At 68.7% G+C, this 20,284-nt stretch carries 21 protein-coding genes; 10 read left to right on the forward strand and 11 right to left on the reverse strand.

Features of this window, described 5'->3' with window-relative positions:
• The first annotated feature begins 3 nt into the window (after positions 1-3).
• Positions 4-852 carry a glycerophosphodiester phosphodiesterase gene (locus tag AC3A6P_RS14085; RefSeq protein WP_487692193.1) on the forward strand — a complete coding sequence of 283 codons (849 nt, stop codon included), beginning with the start codon at positions 4-6 and terminating at the stop codon, positions 850-852.
• Here the strand turns inward: AC3A6P_RS14085 and AC3A6P_RS14090 are convergent, their stop codons facing one another.
• From AC3A6P_RS14090 to AC3A6P_RS14105, 4 genes are all read right to left on the reverse strand, one after another.
• The gene (locus AC3A6P_RS14090) at positions 853-1,398 is read right to left on the reverse strand and encodes a ferritin (RefSeq protein WP_487692194.1); all 546 of its coding nucleotides are present in this window, start codon (positions 1,396-1,398) and stop codon (positions 853-855) included.
• Positions 1,399-1,533: 135 nt separating this feature from the next.
• The gene (locus tag AC3A6P_RS14095) at positions 1,534-2,727 is read right to left on the reverse strand and encodes an LCP family protein (RefSeq protein WP_487692346.1); all 1,194 of its coding nucleotides are present in this window, start codon (positions 2,725-2,727) and stop codon (positions 1,534-1,536) included.
• A gap of 55 nt (positions 2,728-2,782) precedes the next feature.
• Positions 2,783-3,586 carry a CPBP family intramembrane glutamic endopeptidase gene (locus AC3A6P_RS14100; RefSeq protein ID WP_487692195.1) on the reverse strand — a complete coding sequence of 268 codons (804 nt, stop codon included), beginning with the start codon at positions 3,584-3,586 and terminating at the stop codon, positions 2,783-2,785.
• A gap of 23 nt (positions 3,587-3,609) precedes the next feature.
• Entirely contained in the window at positions 3,610-4,389 is a 780-nt protein-coding gene (locus AC3A6P_RS14105) for a DUF2470 domain-containing protein (RefSeq protein ID WP_487692196.1), read from the reverse strand.
• Positions 4,390-4,488: 99 nt separating this feature from the next.
• Between AC3A6P_RS14105 and pheA the strand changes: the two genes are divergently transcribed.
• Together pheA and AC3A6P_RS14115 are read left to right on the forward strand one after the other, a co-directional pair.
• Positions 4,489-5,409 (forward strand): prephenate dehydratase, encoded by a 921-nt coding sequence (gene pheA / locus AC3A6P_RS14110; protein WP_487692197.1) that lies wholly within the window; start codon positions 4,489-4,491, stop codon positions 5,407-5,409.
• Positions 5,406-6,092 carry a histidine phosphatase family protein gene (locus AC3A6P_RS14115; RefSeq protein ID WP_487692198.1) on the forward strand — a complete coding sequence of 229 codons (687 nt, stop codon included), beginning with the start codon at positions 5,406-5,408 and terminating at the stop codon, positions 6,090-6,092. Before pheA ends, AC3A6P_RS14115 begins: the two co-directional genes overlap by 4 nt.
• 226 nt (positions 6,093-6,318) lie before the next feature.
• On the opposite strand, the gene AC3A6P_RS14120 is transcribed toward AC3A6P_RS14115, so the two are convergent.
• Both AC3A6P_RS14120 and AC3A6P_RS14125 read right to left on the reverse strand, forming a co-directional pair.
• Positions 6,319-6,669: a metallopeptidase family protein gene (locus AC3A6P_RS14120; protein ID WP_487692199.1), complete on the reverse strand. Its 351-nt coding sequence runs from the start codon at positions 6,667-6,669 to the stop codon at positions 6,319-6,321.
• Between the two features lie 5 nt (positions 6,670-6,674).
• Positions 6,675-8,126, reverse strand: a complete 1,452-nt coding sequence (locus AC3A6P_RS14125) for a septum formation family protein (RefSeq protein ID WP_487692200.1) — start codon at positions 8,124-8,126, stop codon at positions 6,675-6,677.
• Positions 8,127-8,256: 130 nt separating this feature from the next.
• On the opposite strand from AC3A6P_RS14125, the gene serS reads away from it, so the two are divergent.
• Together serS and AC3A6P_RS14135 are read left to right on the forward strand one after the other, a co-directional pair.
• A complete protein-coding gene (gene serS / locus AC3A6P_RS14130; protein WP_487692201.1) occupies positions 8,257-9,510 on the forward strand; it encodes a serine--tRNA ligase in 1,254 nt (417 codons plus the stop codon).
• A complete protein-coding gene (locus tag AC3A6P_RS14135) occupies positions 9,507-10,331 on the forward strand; it encodes a DUF5718 family protein (protein WP_487692202.1) in 825 nt (274 codons plus the stop codon). The genes serS and AC3A6P_RS14135 overlap by 4 nt, the downstream gene beginning before the upstream one ends.
• Here AC3A6P_RS14135 and AC3A6P_RS14140 read toward each other — a convergent pair.
• The gene (locus AC3A6P_RS14140; protein WP_487692203.1) at positions 10,268-11,194 is read right to left on the reverse strand and encodes a LysR family transcriptional regulator; all 927 of its coding nucleotides are present in this window, start codon (positions 11,192-11,194) and stop codon (positions 10,268-10,270) included. The genes AC3A6P_RS14135 and AC3A6P_RS14140 overlap by 64 nt on opposite strands.
• Positions 11,195-11,265: 71 nt before the next feature.
• Between AC3A6P_RS14140 and AC3A6P_RS14145 the strand changes: the two genes are divergently transcribed.
• Entirely contained in the window at positions 11,266-12,150 is an 885-nt protein-coding gene (locus tag AC3A6P_RS14145; RefSeq protein ID WP_487692204.1) for a DMT family transporter, read from the forward strand.
• Complete coding sequence (locus tag AC3A6P_RS14150; protein ID WP_487692205.1) at positions 12,138-13,127, forward strand: MOSC domain-containing protein; 990 nt, start codon at positions 12,138-12,140, stop codon at positions 13,125-13,127. The genes AC3A6P_RS14145 and AC3A6P_RS14150 overlap by 13 nt, the downstream gene beginning before the upstream one ends.
• A 4-nt stretch (positions 13,128-13,131) precedes the next feature.
• On the opposite strand, the gene AC3A6P_RS14155 is transcribed toward AC3A6P_RS14150, so the two are convergent.
• A complete protein-coding gene (locus AC3A6P_RS14155; protein ID WP_487692347.1) occupies positions 13,132-13,434 on the reverse strand; it encodes a hypothetical protein in 303 nt (100 codons plus the stop codon).
• Between the two features lie 32 nt (positions 13,435-13,466).
• On the reverse strand, positions 13,467-15,017 hold the full coding sequence (locus AC3A6P_RS14160; RefSeq protein WP_487692207.1) for a Rieske 2Fe-2S domain-containing protein: 1,551 nt from the start codon (positions 15,015-15,017) through the stop codon (positions 13,467-13,469).
• 176 nt (positions 15,018-15,193) lie between these two features.
• On the opposite strand from AC3A6P_RS14160, the gene AC3A6P_RS14165 reads away from it, so the two are divergent.
• The 3 genes from AC3A6P_RS14165 to AC3A6P_RS14175 are packed head-to-tail and all read left to right on the forward strand — an operon-like array spanning position 15,194 to position 17,532.
• Positions 15,194-15,958, forward strand: coding sequence for a lysophospholipid acyltransferase family protein (locus AC3A6P_RS14165; protein ID WP_487692208.1), 765 nt, complete (start codon positions 15,194-15,196; stop codon positions 15,956-15,958).
• A gap of 6 nt (positions 15,959-15,964) precedes the next feature.
• A complete protein-coding gene (locus AC3A6P_RS14170; RefSeq protein ID WP_487692209.1) occupies positions 15,965-16,711 on the forward strand; it encodes a lysophospholipid acyltransferase family protein in 747 nt (248 codons plus the stop codon).
• Positions 16,708-17,532, forward strand: a complete 825-nt coding sequence (locus AC3A6P_RS14175; RefSeq protein WP_487692210.1) for an HAD family hydrolase — start codon at positions 16,708-16,710, stop codon at positions 17,530-17,532. The genes AC3A6P_RS14170 and AC3A6P_RS14175 overlap by 4 nt, the downstream gene beginning before the upstream one ends.
• Positions 17,533-17,544: 12 nt before the next feature.
• Here the strand turns inward: AC3A6P_RS14175 and AC3A6P_RS14180 are convergent, their stop codons facing one another.
• Entirely contained in the window at positions 17,545-19,152 is a 1,608-nt protein-coding gene (locus tag AC3A6P_RS14180) for an N-acetylmuramoyl-L-alanine amidase (RefSeq protein WP_487692211.1), read from the reverse strand.
• A 178-nt stretch (positions 19,153-19,330) separates the two neighbouring features.
• Positions 19,331-20,239, reverse strand: coding sequence for a hypothetical protein (locus AC3A6P_RS14185; protein WP_487692212.1), 909 nt, complete (start codon positions 20,237-20,239; stop codon positions 19,331-19,333).
• Positions 20,240-20,284: the final 45 nt, after the last annotated feature.

Raw genomic sequence — 20,284 nt, forward strand, 5'->3', positions numbered from 1 at the left:
CCTATGAGGTCGGGCGACGAGGCGTACCCGGAAGTCCACGGGGAAGTGCAGGATCGCCACCCCTTCGTCGTCGCACATCGAGGCGCGTCCGCAGACCGGCCCGAGCACACGCTGGCGGCTTACGACCTGGCACTGCAAGAAGGTGCCGACGGGGTGGAATGCGATGTCCGGCTGACTCAGGACGGGCACCTGGTCTGTGTGCACGACCGGCGGATCGACCGGACCTCCAGCGGCACCGGCCTGGTCAGCGAGATGACCCTGGCGCAGCTGCGCAAGCTCGAATACGGGTCGTGGCACGGGAGTTGGCGCCCTGACGGCAGCCTGGGCGACACCGGGCTGCTGACTCTCGAGGACCTGGTCAGCCTGGTGCTGGACTGGAACCGCCCGGTGAAGCTGTTCATCGAGACCAAGCACCCGGTGCGCTACGGCGCGCTGGTGGAGAGCAAGGTGCTGGCGCTGCTGCACCGATACGGCATCGCGGCCCCGGCATCGGCGGACCGGTCCCGTGCGGTGGTGATGTCGTTCTCGGCGGCGGCGGTCTGGCGGATCCGGCGCGCGGCACCGCTGCTGCCCACCGTGCTGCTGGGCGAGACATCTCGGTACCTGGGCGGGAGTGCGGCCACGACGGTCGGCGCCACCGCGGTAGGACCGTCCATCACCACCTTGCGGGAGCATCCCGAACTGGTGGACCGGGCGGCGGCGCAGGGTCGCGCGTTGTACTGCTGGACCGTCGACCACTACGAGGACGTCGGTTTCTGCCGCGACGTCGGCGTGGCCTGGATCGCGACCAACCACCCCGGTCGCACCAAGTCCTGGTTGCAGGACGGGCTGACCGGGGCGGGCCGGGACTAGCTACAGGGTGCCGCCGGCGGCAGCGGGCGCGGTGGCGTCGGCGCCGCCGTGGGTCATCTCACGGGCGACGAAATCCTCGAGGTGGAACAGGTTGTCGCCGGCGCGGTCGGCGATGCGCAGCAGGGTGGTCATCGAGGCGACCTCTTCGACCTGCTCCTTGAGGAACCACTGCATGAACTGCTCGCCCAGGTAGTCGCCTTCGTCGCGGGCCACCGCGGCCAGCGTGGTGATCTGCTCGGTGACGGTCCGTTCCTGGTCCAGAGCCAGCTCCAGCGCGGCACGCGGTGAGGTGAACTCGTTGCGCACGGCGTCGACGCCGGGGATCTCGGCATGAATGCCGCGGTCCAGCAGGTAGCGCACCAGCATCATGGCGTGATTGCGTTCCTCGACCGCCTGCCGGTAGAAGTGCTTGGCCAGTTGAGGCAGGTCGGCGTCATCGAAGTACACCGCGACCGCGATGTATTGCTGCGAAGCGGTGAACTCGTTACGGATCTGGTCGGAGAGCAGGCCGTTGAATTTCGTGTGCTGCGCGTCGGTACGAGTCATGCCCGTGAAGATATCGCAGGTCAGAGACATTTTCATCCAAGGTGGACCTTACCGATGAAAGGCTTTCCTAAGTTATCCGGACCTAAGTCGGTGATCTGCTTCACACTCTCGGGTGTGTTTGCCAGCGGCCGCGTGTCACGGCTGGGCGTCCAGAGCCGACTGTGGTACCGGCGCATCCGTGGCCAGCGCGTCGAACAGTTCCGTCGCCGCCGTCTCATCCCAGATCACCACGTCACCGGAGCCGTTGGAGGTGTACTCACCGATCGGGACGGTCAGTGTGGTGGTGTCACCGCGCAGCGCCCAGCCGAGCCGGGCCAGGCTCCAGAGGTTGTCCTCCTCGCCGACGGTCAGGGCATCGACCGCTGCATGCGGCACGCTGTACCACCGCCACGGGTTCAGCCAGACCGCCGGACTGGCGGCGCGTTGCAGCAACGCAGACATGAACTGGCGCTGGTTGGCCATCCGGTCCAGGTCCGCGCGGGCGGTGGCGCGACTGCGGACGAAGCCCAGCGCCTGCGCGCCGCCGAGCTGCTGGCAGCCCGCGGGCAGCTCGATACCGGCCAGCGGATCGCTGATCGGTTCGGTGGGGCAGACCGTCACCTCACCGAGGGCGTCGACCACCGCGGCGAACCCGTCGAATCCGACTTCGGCGTAGTGGTCCAGATGCAGTCCGGTGGCCTGCTCCACGGTCTGCGCCAGCAGCTGCGGCCCGCCGAGTGAGAACGCCGCGTTGATCTTGTCGCTGCCGTAACCCGGTATCGGCACGTAGGAGTCGCGGGGTAGCGAGACCATGGTGGTCGGTGCGCTGGAGCCCAGCCCCGGCACGTGCACCACCATGATGGTGTCCGTTCGGCCGTTGCCCAGGTCGCCCCCGGTGGCCAGCTCGGCCTGCTGTTCGGGGGACAGATCGGCCCGGCTGTCCGAGCCCACCAGCAGCCAGTTGGTGCCCCGTGCCGCGTCGGGCCGGTCGGCGTAGTCGGTCAGCGCCGGGATCCGGTGCAGCGACGTGTCGACCCAGAATCCGATGCCGATGACCGTGATGACGGCCACCAGCACCAGCGCCAGGAGCAGCCGCAGGATCGGCACCCGCCGGCGCCGGGTGGGTTTGGGCGCGGGGGCCGGTGGTCGAGGGGGAGCCGGCGGCGCCTGTCGCGGGGGAGCCGGGGGCCGCGGCCGCGGAGGTGGCGGCGGGCGCCGCTGCGGGGGCATCTGAGGCGGTGGCGGCGGAGGCATCTGGGGTGGTGGCCGGTAGGTGGGATCGCGGCGGATCACCTGGGACGGCTCGCGTGGCGGCGTCGGGAGCTGCTGGGGATGCGGCCGACGCGGCATCCGCGGGTCGGCGTTCGGCTGAGGCGCGGGCCTTCGCCGGTCGTCGTTCACCAGGTCAATTTACGCGGTCCGGTTGCAGCCACCCCAGATGCTGGGCCAGCAGCGCATACCCGACGAATGCGACGGTGTCGATCACCCCGTGGGCGATGATCAGCGGCCACAGCCGGCCCCAGCGCCGGTAGGCGTAGCCGAACACCAGGCCCATCACGAAGTTGCCCGCGCCGGCGCCGAAGCCTTGGTAGAGGTGGTAGGCGCCGCGCAACACGCTGGACCACACCACCGCCTTGACCGGGTTGATGCCGAGCTGGTCGAAACGGGTCAGCAGATAGCCCACCACGATCACTTCTTCGGCCCAGCCGTTGGCGAAGGCCGCGGCCACCAGCACCGGGACGCGCCACCAGGTGTCGCTGAGTTCGGTGGGCACCACCTCGGCGCTGACGCCGATGGCCCGCGCGATCAGGTACAGCCCCAGGCCCGGTATCCCGATCAAGGCGGCCAGGCCCAGCCCGCCCAGCAGGTCGGGACGCAGCCGGAAGCGGCCGATTCCGATGCGCGGCAAGCTGAAACCGTTGCGCCACAACAGGTATACGGCCAGTGCGCCCCAGGCGACCAGCTGGGCCACCCCCGCGAGATTGAGCGCGAGGTCGATCAGGTCGAAGTACGAGCGGCGCGGGTTGAGCGCGACGGACTGATCGGCCAGGCCGCGCAGGACGAAGTCGGTCAGCCGCAGGGTGGCGGTGACGGCGCTGAGCCCGAATGTCACCGCCAACACGACGGCGATCTCGATCTTGAGCGCCCGGCGCTCGGGCGGCGTCAGCGGTGTGGCGCCGGCGGCCGTCAGCTCATCGGGTTCGGTCACTCCGCAACGGTAACCGCGGTGGCTCAGGGCTGGCGCGCGCGCAATCCGTTGACGAACGGGCAGCCCATCAGCACGCGGATCGCCTGGCTCAGACCGTTGACGTCGTCGACCGGTTTGGGAAACGGCAGGCGCACGTCGTGGTCACCGTCGTCGCCCTCGACGCGCAGCCGGACCCCGTACCGATCCAGCCCCAGTGGGCGCACCCGGCCGCGCCGCAGCGTGCCGGGAAGTCTGGAGGCCAGCCGCGCGACCACGTCCCGGTGGTCGTTGTCGATGTGACGCAGCCAGCATGTCTCCATCACGCAGAACGGGTCCGGGTCGGCCTCGAGCAGGGCTCCGACACCCACGGACTCGGCGCCGGTGGAGTCGGCCACCACCACCGACTCGACCTCGAGGCGTAGCAGGGTGAACTCCGAACCGACCTGCAGCAGAACGGGATTCGGGTCCTCGGCGGCGATCAGATCCAGGGTCTCGCGAACGGCGGATTCCGGTACGCGCCGCAGGCGGCCGCGGATCCACACCAGCGAACGGACCGGTTCGCGCAACGGCAGCGGCGCGTAGTCCGTCAACTCGAGTACCGCCTGCACACCGGTCATCCCCGCGTGCAGCACAGTGGCTGCGGCGGCGCTGTGGATGGGCACGATGGTGGCGAAGGAGCCGTCGGCCAGTAGGTGGTGCACCGGGGTGGACTCCGGTTCGACGCCTTCGAGTGCCAGTAGCGCGCTGCCTGCGCGCACGCAGGCGCTCCTGATGCGTTCGGCGGTCGATGGGCCGGTGGACCCGGGAATCGAAGCCACTGTCATCGGATAACCTTCCGCAAGCCGCTGAGAATCAAACTGAGGTAAGCCTAACTTAACTAGCGTTGCGGAGGTCGCGCAAGAGCTACCCGATAGGGTCTGGGTGTGACCGGCATCGCGTATCTGGGTCCGCGCGGGACCTTTTCGCAAGCGGCGTTGCACCAGATGACGGAGGCCGGCCTGGTCCCGGGCCACCCTGCGGTGGAGGCGTTGCCCACCGACAGCACCCCGGCCGCGCTGGAAGCGGTGCGCCGCGGGGACGCGGTCTACGCGTGTGTGCCCATCGAGAACTCCATCGAGGGCTCGGTGCTGCCTACCCTGGATTCCCTGGCCATCGGCTCACCGCTTCAGGTCTACGCCGAACTCACCCTCGACGTCGCGTTCAGCATCGTCGTGGCACCGGGTACCGCAGCGGCCGGGGTGAGCACTGTCGCCGCGTTCCCCGTCGCGGCCGCGCAGGTGCGGCGCTGGCTGTCCGAGAACCTGCCACAGGCCACCGTCGTACCCGCGATCTCCAACGCCGGTGCCGCCGAGGACGTCGTGGCAGGCCGCGCCCAGGCGGGCGTCAGCACGGCGCTGGCCGCGCAGTTGTACGAGTTGCCCACCCTGGCCGACGGGGTGGTCGACGAGCCGAACGCGCGCACCCGTTTTGTTCTGGTGGGCCGGCCCGGCCGCCCGCCCGCACGCACCGGCGCCGACCGCACCTCGGTGGTACTTCGCCTCGAGAACGTGCCAGGGGCGCTGGTCAGCGCGCTGATGGAGTTCGGTATCCGCGACATCGATCTGACCCGGATCGAGTCCCGGCCCACCCGCGTCGAACTCGGCACGTACGTGTTCTTCCTCGATTGTGTCGGACACATCGAAGATTCCGCGGTCGCCGAGGCACTCACCGCGCTGCACCGACGTTGTGCCGATGTGCGATATCTCGGATCTTGGCCGACGGACTCGGCCGCAGGTGCGCTGCCCCCTGAACTCGATGAGGCGACTCACTGGCTCGAACAGCTCCGGCAGGGGCAGCGGTCATGAGTGGACGACTGATACTGCTTCGGCACGGACAGACCTACGGCAACGTCGAAAAACGCCTCGACACCCGGCCGCCGGGAGCCGAGCTCACGCCCCTGGGCCGTGATCAGGCGAGGGCGTTCGCCCGGGGCCGCCAGCGCAAGCCGGGACTGCTCGCCCATTCGATCGCCACCCGGGCCCGGCAGACCGCCGGTGAAGCGGGGGAATTGCTGCGCGTGGCACCACACGAGTTCGAAGGTCTGCACGAGGTCCAGGTCGGTGACCTGGAGAACCGCAACGACGACGCCGCCATCGAAGAGTTCGGCCGGGTGTACCAGCAGTGGCACGAAGGTGACCTCGACGCCGCCATGCCCGGCGGCGAGAGCGCCAACGATGTACTGGCCAGATACGTGCCGGTGTTGACCGACCTACGGATGCGGTATCTGGACGATCACGAGTGGACCGATGACATCGTCGTCGTCAGCCATGGCGCCGCCATCCGATTGGTGGGCGCGGTACTGGCCGGAGTGGACGGCACATTCGCCCTCGACCATCACCTGGCCAACACGGAATCGGTGGTGCTGGCGCCGATCACCGATGGCCGGTGGAGCTGCCTGCAGTGGGGTGCGCTGACGCCGCCGTTCTATCCCGAGCCGGAGGCCGACGCCGTCGAGGAAGCGAAGACGTCCGCCGACCCCATGGGCTGAGCGCACTCGCAGCCCACGGTGTCGCAGTCGATCACGAACCCGTGGGTGATCAATTCCGGGGCCGTGCAACCGTCCTCGGTGCATTCCGTGCGCCACAACGCGTGCCGGATGAGCGTGCCGTGGCAGTGCTCATGATCTGCCCGGCAGTCCCGACATGCTTCGTTCATGTGTTCGTTCCTACCACCATCGTCCGACAAACCGGTCGTCCCACGCCTTGCGGTGGGTGTCAGGCCCAGCCGAGCTCGTGCAGACGCTCGTCGTCGATGCCGAAATGGTGCGCGACCTCGTGGATCACCGTGATCGCCACCTCGTCGACCACCTGCTCCTCGGAGTCGCACATCTGCAGCAGCGCGCCCCGGTAGATGGTGATCGTGTCCGGCAGGGAGCCGGCGTAGAACGTGTCGCGGTCGGTCAGTGCGATGCCTTCGTAGAGCCCGAGCAGATCCGGTTCCTCGAGATTGCGGTCCTCGACCAGCACCACCACGTTGTCCAGGGCTGCGGACAGCTGCGGCGGAATCAGATCGAGGGCATCGGAGACCAACTCGTCGAACCGTTGTCGGCTCATCCGTACGCTCATGCGGCTCAGGCGGGGGGTGGCGGCAACGGCTCCACGGGACCCGGCACCGGACCCACCGCCGGCGCGGCCGGAACCGGTTCGACCGGTGGCGGAACCGGGGCGGGTGGCGGCGGCAGCGGCGCAGGTGGCGGCGGCAACGGAGCCGGTGGCGGCACCACATCGGCCGGGGGCGGGACCGGCGCCTCGGGCGGCGGGGGGTTGAACGTGTTGCCGTCGGCGGGCGTCGGGGCAGGGGTCTCGGTGGACTGCCCGGGCAGGTGCTGGTTGGGGTCGCTGCGTTCGGTCGACGAATCCGACTGCGAGCCCGAGTACGAACCCGACGAGGAACCCGAGGACGACTCGTCCGGGTAGTACTCCTGGGTGGGTTCGGCGTACTCGATCGGCGGCAGGTTCAGCCGCTCGGCCGGGATGTCCGGCGGCGGCACCGGCGGCTGGCCGTTGATCAGCAGCGGACCCTTGGCGCTGTTGAGCAAGGTGGCCCAGCCACCGTTACCCAGTGTCGCGCCCACACTGCACGACACCTGGTGGCTGCCCGCGGTCCAGCTCGGCAACGAGATGGTGCTGTAGATGAGTGTCAGGGTGGTGGTGCGCAGTTCGATCGGAGCCAGGTAGGAGTCGGTCATCCGGGTGCAGGCGTCCTTGATGAAGGCGTCCTGATCGTCCTCGGACGGCAGGCCCGGGCCGGGGAACTTCTCGGCCAGGTTCAGCGAGCCGGTGACCTCCATGGCGTGGGGCGTGGCGCAGTCCACGGGGATGTCGGTGGGCTGGTTGCTGGCCGGATCGATACCCAGGCAGGTCCCCACGGGCCACACCTTGGACTGATCGATCTCGGCGACCTTGCCCTTGAACGGCAACTGCTGGTTGTCGGGCCCGGGCAGTTGCAGGCCGCACAGCATGCGGCGTTCACCGGCCTGGCGCCAGGCCTTGTCGCCGGACCACAGCATGCCGATGGTGAAGCGGCTGTTCGGGTCGAAGCGCGGACCCAGGTACCGGCGCACCGCGACCTGGCACTGTTCCTGGCTGATCTGCTGGATCCGCGCCGGTGACGGCGGGGCGGCGTCCGGTCCGTACTCCGTGCCCGGGAAGGTGCTCATGTCCACCGACTCGGCCACCTCGAAGCGGTGCTCCTCGGCGCAGTCGACCACTTCGGCGTCGTCCGGCGTGGCATTCGGCCAGTTCAGGCAGTTGCCCGGGGTGGCCTCGTTGAAGGTCTGGGTCCCGCGCGATCCCGCTATCGGGATGATGTCGGATTCCAGGTAGCCGACGAGGCCGTTGTTCGAACCGGTCAGCGGCAGCACCGTGATGATGCCGGCGATCAGGAGCCCACCGAGCGCGGTCAGCAGCAGAGCGCGACGGGTGGCGGTGGCCTGCAGTGTGCGCCGCCAGTCGAACCGCCGGGATTTGGGCTGGTCAGACGTCGCTTCCTGCGAGTCGGATAATTCGGGCATCGGATCCATTGTGACAGGCGTGTCGGGTGCTGTGACAAGTGATACGAATGTAAAGTTATGTGGTTGTGTCGCAGTGCCGGCGCGGCTACCGCCCCCTCGGCGAAGACCCCCTGGCATGGCAAAAGTAGGGTTGGCGGGCGTGATCGACCTGAAGCTGCTGCGCGACGACCCCGAGCTCGTCCGCCGTTCCCAGGCCAGTCGCGGGGAAGACCCGTCGCTGGTCGATGCGTTGCTCGACGCCGACGCGGCCCGTCGGGCCGCCATTTCCTCCGCCGACAACCTGCGCGCCGAGCAGAAGGCCGTGAGCAAGCAGGTGGGCGCCGCCTCCCCGGAGGACCGGCCCGCGGTGCTGGCCCAGGCCAAGGAGCTCGCGGCCCAGGTCAAAGCCGCCGAGGCCCAGCAGTCCGAGGCCGAGCGCGCCTTCACCGCCGCGCACATGGCGATCTCCAACGTCGTCATCGACGGTGTCCCCGCCGGCGGTGAGGACGATTTTGTCGTGCTCGACACGGTGGGCACGCCGCCGGCCATCGACAACCCCAAGGATCACCTCGAACTCGGGGAATCACTCGGCCTGCTCGACATGGAGCGCGGCGCCAAGGTGTCCGGCTCCCGCTTCTACTTCCTGACCGGCCGCGGCGCGCTGCTCCAGCTGGGCCTGTTGCAGTTGGCCGTGCGGCTGGCCACGGAAGCCGGTTTCACCCTGATGATCCCGCCGGTGCTGGTGCGCCCGGAGATCATGCGCGGCACGGGGTTTTTGGGCGCACACGCCGACGAGATCTACCGCGTGGAGGCCGACGACCTCTACCTCGTCGGTACCTCCGAGGTGCCGCTGGCGGGATATCACTCCGACGAGATCCTCGATCTGTCCGGCGGGCCCCTGCGCTACGCCGGTTGGTCGTCGTGCTTTCGCCGGGAGGCGGGCAGCTACGGCAAGGACACCCGCGGCATCATCCGGGTGCACCAGTTCGACAAGGTGGAAGCCTTCGTCTACTGCGAGCCGGGTGACGCCGAAGCCGAGCACCAGCGGCTGCTGGGCTGGCAGCGCGAGATGCTGGCCAAGATCGAGGTGCCCTACCGCGTCATCGACGTCGCCGCGGGCGATCTGGGTTCCTCGGCGGCCCGCAAGTTCGACTGCGAGGCGTGGGTGCCCACCCAGCAGACCTATCGCGAGCTGACTTCGACATCGAACTGCTCCACGTTCCAGGCCCGGCGGCTCTCGACGCGGTATCGGGACGCCAATGGCAAGCCGCAGATCGCCGCCACCCTGAACGGCACCCTGGGTACCACCCGTTGGCTGGTGGCGATCCTGGAGAACCATCAACAGCCCGACGGCAGCGTGCGTGTGCCGCCGGCCCTGGTCCCCTACGTCGGCACGGAGGTACTGGCACCATGATCGATCTCGCCTTGGACGACCTGCGCTCCTGGTTCGGTTTCGGGGTGGCGGGTAACTTCGCGGGTCATCTCGAACAGGCCGGGGAGGCGGCGGATTTCGTGAACGTTGAGCCCGGGACGGGCGAAAAAGGTGAAGCGCCGAAGGGCATCTTCCCCTGGTACGCACCCGGCACCGACAGCTTCTTGTCAGAGTTCCCGCTCTCCAACGATGCCATCGTGCTGCCGGTCAGCGACGAGCCGCTGAACCTGCAGATCGAGCCCGAGGTGGGGTTGGCCTGCCGGGTGGTCTGGGAGGGCGACACCGTGGTGACCCTGCAGCCTTTCGCCCTGGGCGCGTTCAACGATTGCTCGATCCGCCGCCCCGGCGCCCCGAAGATCAGCCACAAGAAGAACTGGGGCCCGGCATCCAAAGGTGTTGCGGCGCAGTTCTTCGACATCAGTGACTTGACTCCGGACGGGCCGACGGCCACGTTGCGCCTGGTCTGCCATCTGCGCGACGGCAACGGCGAAGAGCACGCCTACGGTGTCGACAGCCCGCTGCTGGGTTACTCGTACTACGGCGAAGTGCTGCTGGACTGGATCGTCGAGCGCCTGGCGAATCAGAAGGGCTCTCCGGAAACGCCGCTGGAAGATGTCGGCGCACTGATGGTGGCTGCCGGTCATCCCGAGAACGTGCTGATCGGTATCGGCGCCACCCGTTACACCGAATTGGGCGAATCGACGTTCCTCACACCCGGTGATCAGGCGATCGTGCGGGTCTACGACACCGAATCGGACTCGTATTCCGAACTGCGGCAGACGGTTTCGGCGGCCAGCTCCTGAAGGATATCGAGCACGGAGGCGATCGCCGGGCGCGCCGAGGCGCCTGCCCTGGTGACGGCCTCGATACGACGCGCGACGCGTACTCCGGCCAGGGGTGTGCGCGTCACCGGCCGCACCGTGGGCACATAGCGGGGTAGCAGCGCGACACCGACACCGGCGTGGACCAGCTCTTCGACCACCCGGAAGTCGTTGACCCGCTGGATGATTCGTGGAGTGACTCCGGAGATCGCGGCCAGTGAGCGCAGCACGTCGTCGACCATCAGGCCGCCTTCGACGCCGATCCAGGTCTGATCGGCCAACTGGTCCAGCGTGATCCGCTTCTCGCCGCGCAGCGGGTGCCCCGGTGGCAGCACCACGTCGAGCGGCTCCCGCAGGAGGACTCTCGCCTCGAAGCGGGGGTTCCACGGCGCGGTGTCCCGGTCGTCGCGGTGCACCACCACGACATCGTGGTCGGCCAGCTGCGCCGGGGCGTCGACGGCCGGGCGGTCGATGTCGCGGCCGGACACCTCCACCCCGATGTCGGCGGCGCGGGTGATCAGCCCGGCCAGCAGCATCGCCGCGCCGGACGGGAACATGGCGACGCGCACCAGGCCGCGCGGGGTGCTGCGGTAGGCGTCCATCTCGGCGCGCGCCCGGTCGAGTGCGGCCAGCACCTCGTCGGCGCGGTTCACCAGCACCCGGCCCGCTTCCGTGAGGCGCACCTTGCGCCCGGCCGGTTCCAGCAGTGTCACCCCCGCCTCCCGCTGCAGCGTTTTGAGCTGCTGGGACACCGCCGAGGGCGTCAGTGACATCGCCGCCGCCGCGGCGGCGACAGTGCCGCGGTCGGCGAGCTCACGCAGTAGCCGTAACCGCTCGACATCCATGTAGAAATTCTAAACATCGGCGTCAGAAACAATCGCTTGTCTGATGAATCGCCCGCTGTCCACGATGAGGCATGCCCACCCGCACCGACCTGGTCCTGCTGGCCGTCGCCGTTGTCTGGGGGTCCAGCTATCTCGCGGCCCATGAGGTTGTCGCCCCGGATGCCGTGTTCGCCTTCCTGGTACTGCGCTTCGGTGTCGCCGCGGCGGTGCTGGCCGTGGTGCTGGCGCCCCGACTCGCGCAGTTTCGCCGCGAGGAGGTGCTGCTGGGGGTGGTGTTCGGGGTGGTCCTGAGCCTGATCCTCACTCTCGAGACGCTCGGGCTGACGCTGACCTCACCGTCCAATGCGGGCCTGCTGATCTCGCTGTCCATCGTGCTGACCCCGCTGCTGAGTGGCCGGCGGCTGCCTGCGCCGTTCTATCCCGTCGCCGGGGTGGCCGTCGCCGGGGTGGCCGTCCTGAGCGGGGGCGCCTTCCACACACCCGGTGGCGGTGACGTGCTGATCCTGCTGGCCGCCGCGGCGCGGGCGGTGCACCTCAACGTGATCGACCGGCTGTCGGTGGGCCGGAGCCTGGACTCCGCGCGGTTGACGTTGGTGCAGCTGGTCGTGGCGCTGGGCGTGTTCGCGATGCTGGCTCCCGTCGGACGTGGTGTCGGCGCCGTCGCCGTCGAGTTGGACACCCGCGGATGGCTGCTGACGGTGTATCTCGCCCTCGGGTGCACGGTGTTCGCCTTCCTGGCGCAGATGTGGGCGGTGCGGCAGACGTCGTCCTCGCGGGTGGGTCTGCTGCTGGGCACCGAGCCGTTGTGGGCCGCCGCGATCGGGGTGCTGGTGGGCGGGGATCCCGTGACGGTGGCCGGGATTGTCGGGGCCGCGCTCATCCTGGCCGGCATCAATTGGGCGCGAATCGTCGAATCGCGCCCGGCTGCTCCTACACTGCAGCCATGGCAGGCGTGACGACCGTGGCTCAGCTGTGGCGGTTCCCGGTGAAGTCGATGGGCGGCAGCCAGGTCCAGCAGTTGCGCATCGATCGGCGCGGTGGCCATGCCGACCGGCTCTGGGCGGTGCGCGATCTGGAGAACGACATCACCGCCTCGGCGCGACGGATCCCGGCGCTGCTCGGGTGCACCGCGCGCTATGCCACCGAGCCCGGCCCCGACGCCGGTCCCGGCAACGTGCCGGAGGTGCTGATCACCTTCCCCGGCGGCGACGACGTGTCCAGCAGTGACCCGCAGGTGCATGCCCGGTTGTCCGAGCTGGTGAGCCGCGACGTGCGGTTGACGGCGCTGGCACCCCTGGACGACACCAGCGCGCACCGGCTCTCGGTGCGCCAGAGCAAGGCCAATTTCGCCGCCGAGGAGGTGCGTCGCGATTTCGGCCTGGACGCCACCGAGGCGCTGCCGGACACCTCCGTCTTCACCACCAAACAGATCTTGACCTTGGCGCGGTTCTCCACTCCGCCAGGCACATTCGTGGATCTGAGTGCCATTCACCTGATGAGCACCACCAGCCTGGCGTCGCTGTCACCGGACGGCTACGACGTGCGCCGGTTCCGGCCCAATGTGGTGGTCACGGTGGACGACCCCGAGGCCGACTTCCCCGAAACCGCGTGGGTGGGGGCGACGGTCGAGATCGGCACGGCGCGTTTGCGTATCACCGTTCCCACCATCCGCTGTGTGGTGCCCACCCGGCCGCAGCCCGGCCTGGAACTGGACCGCACCCTCACCCGCAGGCTGGCCGAGCGCACCGACCGTTTCCTGGGCGTGTACGCCGACGTGACCGGAGCCGGCCTGCTGCGTGTCGGCGACGACGTTGCCGTCCGGATGCCCGCGCCACCCGGAGCGGTGCGCAGCGCAGCGGCTGCTACGGGCAAACTCCTTGTGCGCCAGGTGCAGAAGGTGATCGAGAAGACTCTGCTCCGCGAGGGCGGTTAGCGCTCTAACGCTGCAGCAGCTCATCGAGCACGGTCAGAAACTCCTGCGGCCGCGCCGGGGTGAAGGCGGGACGCAATTTGAGGCCCGGCACATCGAGAGTCACCAGGGTGTTCTTCAACGGGCGTTGCAGGTCCAGCGGCAACCAGCGCCGGAGATCGGAGCTACCCCAGATCCGGAACCGCTGCACGAACATGCCGAGATCCTCGGCTTCGTAGCCGCGCACCGATCGCAACGGAATCACTTTCGAGGTGCCGGAGGGAAAGTGGTAACGGCGCAACGTGATGGCCGAGCGGTCCAGCTGGACCATGCCGTCGTCGTAGTACTGCTGGGGCGGTGCGGTCACAGCTTCCGGCTCCGCAACTCGTGGCCCCTGGTGGTCAGGCACCGGCCGCTGTCGAGGTTCCACTGCCACCCGTGGAGGTTGCAGGTCAGTGTATTGCCTTCCACCACACCGAACTTCGAGAGGTCGGCCTTCAGGTGCGGGCACCGGCGCTGCACTTCATAGCCGTCGACGGTGATGGACGCCGAATCGTCGTGGGCCTCGGCGAACCAGCCGTCGGCATAGGCGATCCGCTCGTCGGTGAGGCATTTGAAGAAGGTGTAGAGGTATTCGTTGTAGCCGCCCACCCGCCAGGCGCGGAACCGGGTGGACAAGAAGATGGTGTTCACCCAGTCGGGCTCGCGATCGCGCAACACGGTGCGCACCAGCTCCGGGGCGATCTCGAAACCGTAGCGGAACTTCTCATCCGGAATGGCTTCGCGTACCGCACGTTTGGGAAAGTCCAGCACCACAGTCTCCGCGCCGAGACGCAATTCCACCGGGTAGCCGATCCCGTCGCAGATCTGATCGGTCTGGATCATGATCGGCTCGAAGACCTCACGCAGCGGCTCGAGCAGCGACTCGCCGGAGGCCGGCGCCCAGCGGGCCTTCTCCGCGGCCAGCACGGGCGCCATCCGTTCGGCGTAGTCGGCGATATAGGCCGCCTTGCCGGTGGTGAAGATGGCCTCGACGTCGTCGACCGGCAGCGGGTGCGTGAGCGAGACAAGCTCCGAGCCGGCGAAATCCGCCCGCGTGCCCGGGATCATCAGCAACCCACGATCGTGGCCGTGGGTGCGCATCTGCTCCAGGAAGACCATCTGGTCGGGGAAGATGTTGGCCGGGTCGCCGTGGTCGTCGTTGAGGAAACGCAGGTCGTCATCGAGGAAGCACGGCGGCCCCGCCGACGGGACCACCCAGGTGGCACCCACCTGCGCGATGTACTGGCGGCAGCGGTCCATCTGGCGTTGGCGTTTCTGGGTGCCGAAGGCGGCTTTGGCGCGCTCGGGCATGTCGTAGACCATCGGGTACCAGATGGCGCCGGAGAACTGCAGCATGTGCACGTCGATGTGACCGAATTGCACGTCGAGAGCCTCGAGATCTACGGGGCGGGCGTCGTTCATGTTGAACGCCACTGTCTCGCCGTCGGAGACCACCAGCCCGGAGTCGCCGATCGGTCCGTCGGCGGGGGCACGCAAGGCGATGATCATCACGTCGAGGTCGCCCTTGGGTCCGCTGACGCGGTGCTTCGTCGAGTCGGTGGTTTCGAAGAAGCGGTGGAACCCGAGCGCTTCCAACTCCCGGCGCAGATCCGGCACCGGGTAATCGGGCAGCAGCACCGTGGCGTCCTTGTTGACGTGGCGGCGGAGGTTCTCCGGATCGAAGTGATCCTTGTGCAGGTGGGAGACGTAGAGGTAGTCGCAGTCCCCGAGGGAGTCCCAGTCCAGCCGGCTGTTGTCGGGGAACGGGAACCACGACCCGAAGTAGGCGGGGTTGACCCACGGGTCACACAAGATGGTGCCCGCGTGCGTCTCAATCAGAAAGCCGGCGTGACCGACGCTGGTGACCTGCACAAAAACCTCTCTGGTAAGAACCGGAGCCCCGCCGAAAAGCGCTGCGAAGGCAACGAGGCACCGTCCCGAGCTTAGCTGTCGCCGGGGTTGCGAGCCGCACGCCGGAGGGCCCCGGTATCGGGGACCAAAGACCGTCGAATTCGCGGCGTCGCCGCAGGGCGATAGGCTCGACAGTTGTGGAACCGGTATATGGCACCGTCATCCAGCTTGCGCGGCTCACCTGGAAGCTGCAGGGGCTGAAGTTCACGGTGACCGGGGTCGAGAACCTGCCCCGCACCGGGGGCGCGGTCATTGCGATCAACCACACCAGTTACTTCGACTTCACCTTCGCCGGCCTGCCCGCCTACCGGCAGGGGCTGGGCCGCAAGGTGCGGTTCATGGCGAAGCGGGAAGTCTTCGACCACAAGATCACCGGACCCATCATGCGCAGCCTGCGGCACATCGAGGTGGACCGCGCCGCGGGCGCCGAATCGTTCGACGAGGCCTGCAAGCGGCTCAAGGACGGGGAGTTCGTCGGCGTCTATCCCGAGGCGACCATCAGCCGCAGCTTCGAGATCAAAGAGTTCAAATCCGGCGCCGCACGCATGGCCATCGCGGCCGACGTCCCGATCGTGCCGCACATCGTGTGGGGCGCTCAGCGCATCTGGACCAAGGACCACCCGAAGAAGATGTGGCGGCCCAAGGTGCCCATCACCATCGCCGTCGGCGAACCGATCCAGCCCACCCTGCCGGCTGCCGAGCTCACCGAACTGCTGCATCACCGGATGCAGCACCTGCTCGAGCACGTGCAGGAGAGTTACGGTCCGCACCCGCCCGGTGAGTTCTGGGTGCCGCACCGGCTCGGTGGCGGCGCCCCCTCGCTGGCCGAGGCGGCGCGGTTGGACGCGGAGGAGGCCGCCCGGCGTGCGCAGGCCAGAGTCGAACGGCCCGGTGCGGGGTAGGCGTGCATGGAGCCGGTTTTCCGAACACTCGAGATCACGGCTGAAACCCTCGTCAGAGTCACCGGCACCGCGATCACCTACGAACGACTGGACAACATCCCGACGGTGGGTGGGGCAGTGGTGGCAATCAACCACACCAGCTACCTCGACTGGCTGCCCGCCGCGCTGGCGGCCAAGCGCCGCGGTCGGCGGATGCGTTTCATGATCAAGGCCGAGATGCAGCGGGTGAGGCTGGTCAACTACCTGATCAAGCACACCAGAACCATCCCGGTGGACCGCCGCGCCGGGGCCGAGGCCTATGCCGTCGCCGTGCAGCGGCTGCGGGAAGGCGAACTGGTGGGCGTGTATCCCGAGGCCACCATCAGCCGCAGTTTCGAGCTCAAGGGCTTCAAGACCGGCGCGGCGCGGATGGCGCTGGAGGCGCAGGTGCCCGTCGTCCCCCTGATCGTGTGGGGGGCGCAGCGCATCTGGACGAAGGATCATCCGAAGCACCTGGGCCGCAACAAGATTCCCATCACGGTCAACGTCGGCCCGGCGATCCCGCCGGCCGGCAGCCCGGCAGAGTTGGATACGGCCATCCGTGCGGGGATGTCCGCAGTGTTGGATCAGGTGCAACAGCACTACCCACGGTCGCGCGGCGCCTACTGGCAGCCGAAGCGGCTCGGCGGGACAGCCCCGACCCTCGAGGAGGCGACATTGCTCGACCAGGCCGAGCTCGCCGAGCGCGCCCGCAGGCAGGCGGAACGAGGTTGACCGACACGAAACCGCCCGCGCTGATCGCCACCGACGTCGACGGAACCCTGCTCGACGACGACGAGAACGTCACCCCGCGCACCCGGGACGCGGTGCGCGCCGCGGTGGACGCGGGGACGACGTTCATCCTCGCCACCGGCAGACCGCCGCGCTGGATCCATCCCGTGGTGGACGCGCTGGGCTTCGCGCCGATGTCGGTGTGCGCCAACGGCGCCGTGCTCTACGACCCGGCCACCGACCGGATCCTATCCGCACGAACGTTGTCGGCGGACATTCTCACGGTGCTGGCGGAGATCGCGATGCGCGTCATCCCGGGAGCGGGGCTGGCCGTGGAGCGGGTGGGTAACAGCGCACACGACGCCGCCACCCCGCAGTTCGTCAGCTCGCCGGGTTACGAGCACGCCTGGCTGAACCCGGACAACACCGAGGTGTCGATCGAGGACCTGTTGTCCGCGCCGGCGGTCAAGCTGCTGATTCGCAAAGCGGGCGCGCGCAGTGCGGACATGGCTGCCGAGCTGGAGAAGCACATCGGCATCGAAGGCGATATCACCTACAGCACCAACAACGGACTCATCGAGATCGTGCCGCTGGGCATCAGCAAGGCCACCGGTGTGGAGGAAGTGGCCAAGCCGCTCGGCATCGGCGCCGAAGAGATCGTCACCTTCGGCGACATGCCCAACGACGTCCCGATGCTGCGGTGGGCCGGCCACGGGGTGGCGATGGGCAACGCGCACCCCGAGGCGGTGGAAGCCGCCGACGAGGTGACGGCGCGTAATTCCGAGGACGGGCTGGCGCAGGTGCTCGAACGTTTCTGGAACTGACGCCCGGGGCAGCTAGTCCAGGGTGATCGGGGTGAAGCGCTCGAGCTGCACGGGCGGGCCGTCGGGCCCCAGCGGGGGTAGTTCCTGGGCCACCCCGTCGACCACGCGGGTCACCAGCCCGGTTTCCCGGTCGAAGTTCAGGGTGCCGTGCTGGAAGTTCTGCTTGATCCACTGCGGTTCGTGGATCTCGCCGCTGGTGGGCAGTCCGAGCAGGCCACGTTCGTAGCCGAGGGCGGCCCAGGCGTCGTAGATGGCGCCGCCCACGGGTTGCGCGCCGCTGTCCGGTGACCAGTAGATGGCGCCCCGTGCGAAGGTGACGTAGCGGGCATTGCCGGTGGCGGTGGCTTCGGGACCGCGGGGTGCGCCCAGCAGGCTGGTGTCGCCGCCCATCCGCTTCCACTTGGTGTGGATGGCGCCGCCGCGTAGCCGGTCCTCGAGGGTGATGGGGCCGACGGGTTCGTTGAACCGGGCGGCGATGTCGCGGATCTGGTCCATCGCGGCGTAGGCGGCGTCGCCGGGGCACTCGGTGTTGCCGACGTCACGGTGGGTGAAGATGGTCGGCAGCGTGGGCGTGGTGCCGCGGGGGAAGTGGGTGTAGGCCCCGCCGGCGGACGTCAGTTGCAGGAAGCCCTTGGGGTCGACGTTGTCGAGCCCGAGCCGCCAGCCGAGCAGGCGCCCGGTGGTGCGGATCTGGATGTCGGTGGGCGGGGTCACCTGGAAGTCGCCGATCATCGCCACACCCCAGGTGTCGGTGTTGAAGCCGCCCGTGTGGCCGCCCTCGACGGGCCGGTCCATCCCGCCTGCGCGGCCCTCGAACACCTGCCCGTACTTGTCCACCAGCGCGTTGTAGGCGATGTCGCACCAGCCCAGGGTGCGGGTGTGGTAGGCGTAGGCCGCCCGCACGATCGCCGCGGAGTCCTGCGGGGCGTAGTCGTTGCTGCCCGCCGTGTGGTGCACGACGGCCGCGCGGACACCTTTGTCGTAGCGCGGGCCGCCGCATTTCATCGACTCGTCGGCACCCCACTGTGCGCGGCTGATGACGCTGGGCGGCTGTCCCGGCGCCAGCACGCCCGTGGGTGCGGTGAACTGCAGATCGGCCGGTGCCTGCGGCGGGGTGATCAGGATCGCCGACATGTTCTGGGCCAGCGACCGTTCGGTGCTGGCGGGGCGGTAACCCAACTCGGGGCCGTCGTCCGCGGGGGGTGCGGTGGTCACGGGTGCGCCGGGCGGGCGGGTCACCGAGATCTGCACGGCGTTGGTGAGGCCGACGAACACCGGGTCGGTACCGCGCAGACCGGTGTCGTCCGGATTGGTCTGCAAGGCCTCGGCGTCGTACCAGGGGCCCCACTTGCCGTCACCGTGTTTGGCGCGCACCTTGACTTCGGTTCCGGTCAGGTCGTCGCCGGTGAGCGCCACCATCGAGAACGGGGCGTCTTGGGTGATCTCCCGGACGGTCTCGCCACCGCCGAGGCCGGCCAGGGGTTCTTCGACCAGCCGGGTGTCGGCGGCCTGCGGTACATCCACGCCGGGCGGAACACCGTCGATGGCCCACGGCACCAGGACCACCGACGCCGCGATGGCGGTGAGTAGCAGCAGTGGTGCGGGACGACGACGCGGCACGGCCCGATGTTACGTATGCGCTAGTTGTTACTGATGTTTCGACACGGCATTAATGGGAAGCGTGTGAAATTTGTGGCGACCTGCCACCTGCAACGGCACCGCAGGGTTTCGTGGGCTCGTGGAGGGGGTTGGGGTGAGCCCACCCCTGCGGTGCCGTTTGGTTACAGGCTTTGTCAGATCAGGCGGGCGGGGGTGGCACCGGCAGCGGCGCGGCGGCCGCGGCCGGCTGGGCCGACTTGATGGCGCCCATGATGCCCGGCATCACCACACCCTTGAGCAGGTCGATCGCCTGTCCCGCGCCCAGTGACTGCGCGGCGCTGCTCAGGTCGCTGATCAGGCCGCCGCCGCCGGTCGCCGCCGCGGGCACGCCCAGGCCCAGCGACGGATCGCCCAGGATCGGGTAGGTGCCCGCCATCGGATCCAGTCCGATCGGAGCGCTGATCGGAACCTCACCGGGCACCCCGAGGCCCAGGCCCGGAGACGAGACCGGCAGGGCGCCGGGCACCGTCAACGCGGGGTCGGGCACACCCAGGCCGGGCGTGGTGAGCCCGGGGCTGGTGAGCGCCGGGTTGGTCAGGCTGGCGTCGGTGAGCGACGCGCCCGGCACGGTGACCGGCGGAACGGTGGCACTGGGCGCCGTCAGGCCGGGTGTCGTCAGGCCAGGCGTTGTCAGGCCAGGCGTTGTCAATCCAGGGGTGGACAGGCCAGGCGTCGTCAACCCAGGCGTCGTCAAGGCGGGGGTGGTGAGACCCGGCGTCGTCAGCGCCGGTGTGGTCAGGCCCGGGGTGGTCAGCGCCGGCGTGGTGAGGCCGGGGCTGGTCAGCCCGGCGCCTGCGGTCGGCATGGCCCCGGCCGGGCTCAGACCGGTCGGCAGCGGCGGCAGGGTGATGCCGAACTGCGACAGGCCCTGCGACAGCGCAGAGATCAGCTCGTTCGGAAGATCGGTCACATACGCGGCCTGCGTGAACTCACGCTGCTGCGGAATGTCGGCACTGGTGACAGCAACAACTGCAAAAGGACTCGCGACTGCCAGGGCGGCGACTGCGCTCATGGCTGTCGAGAGCTTGCGTCGACGTCGGTTCGGCACGGAAGTCTCCTCAATATCTGGACTACGTGTGTTCTGGATAAGCAA

This window comes from Mycobacterium sp. Soil_C_30 (assembly GCF_057656995.1).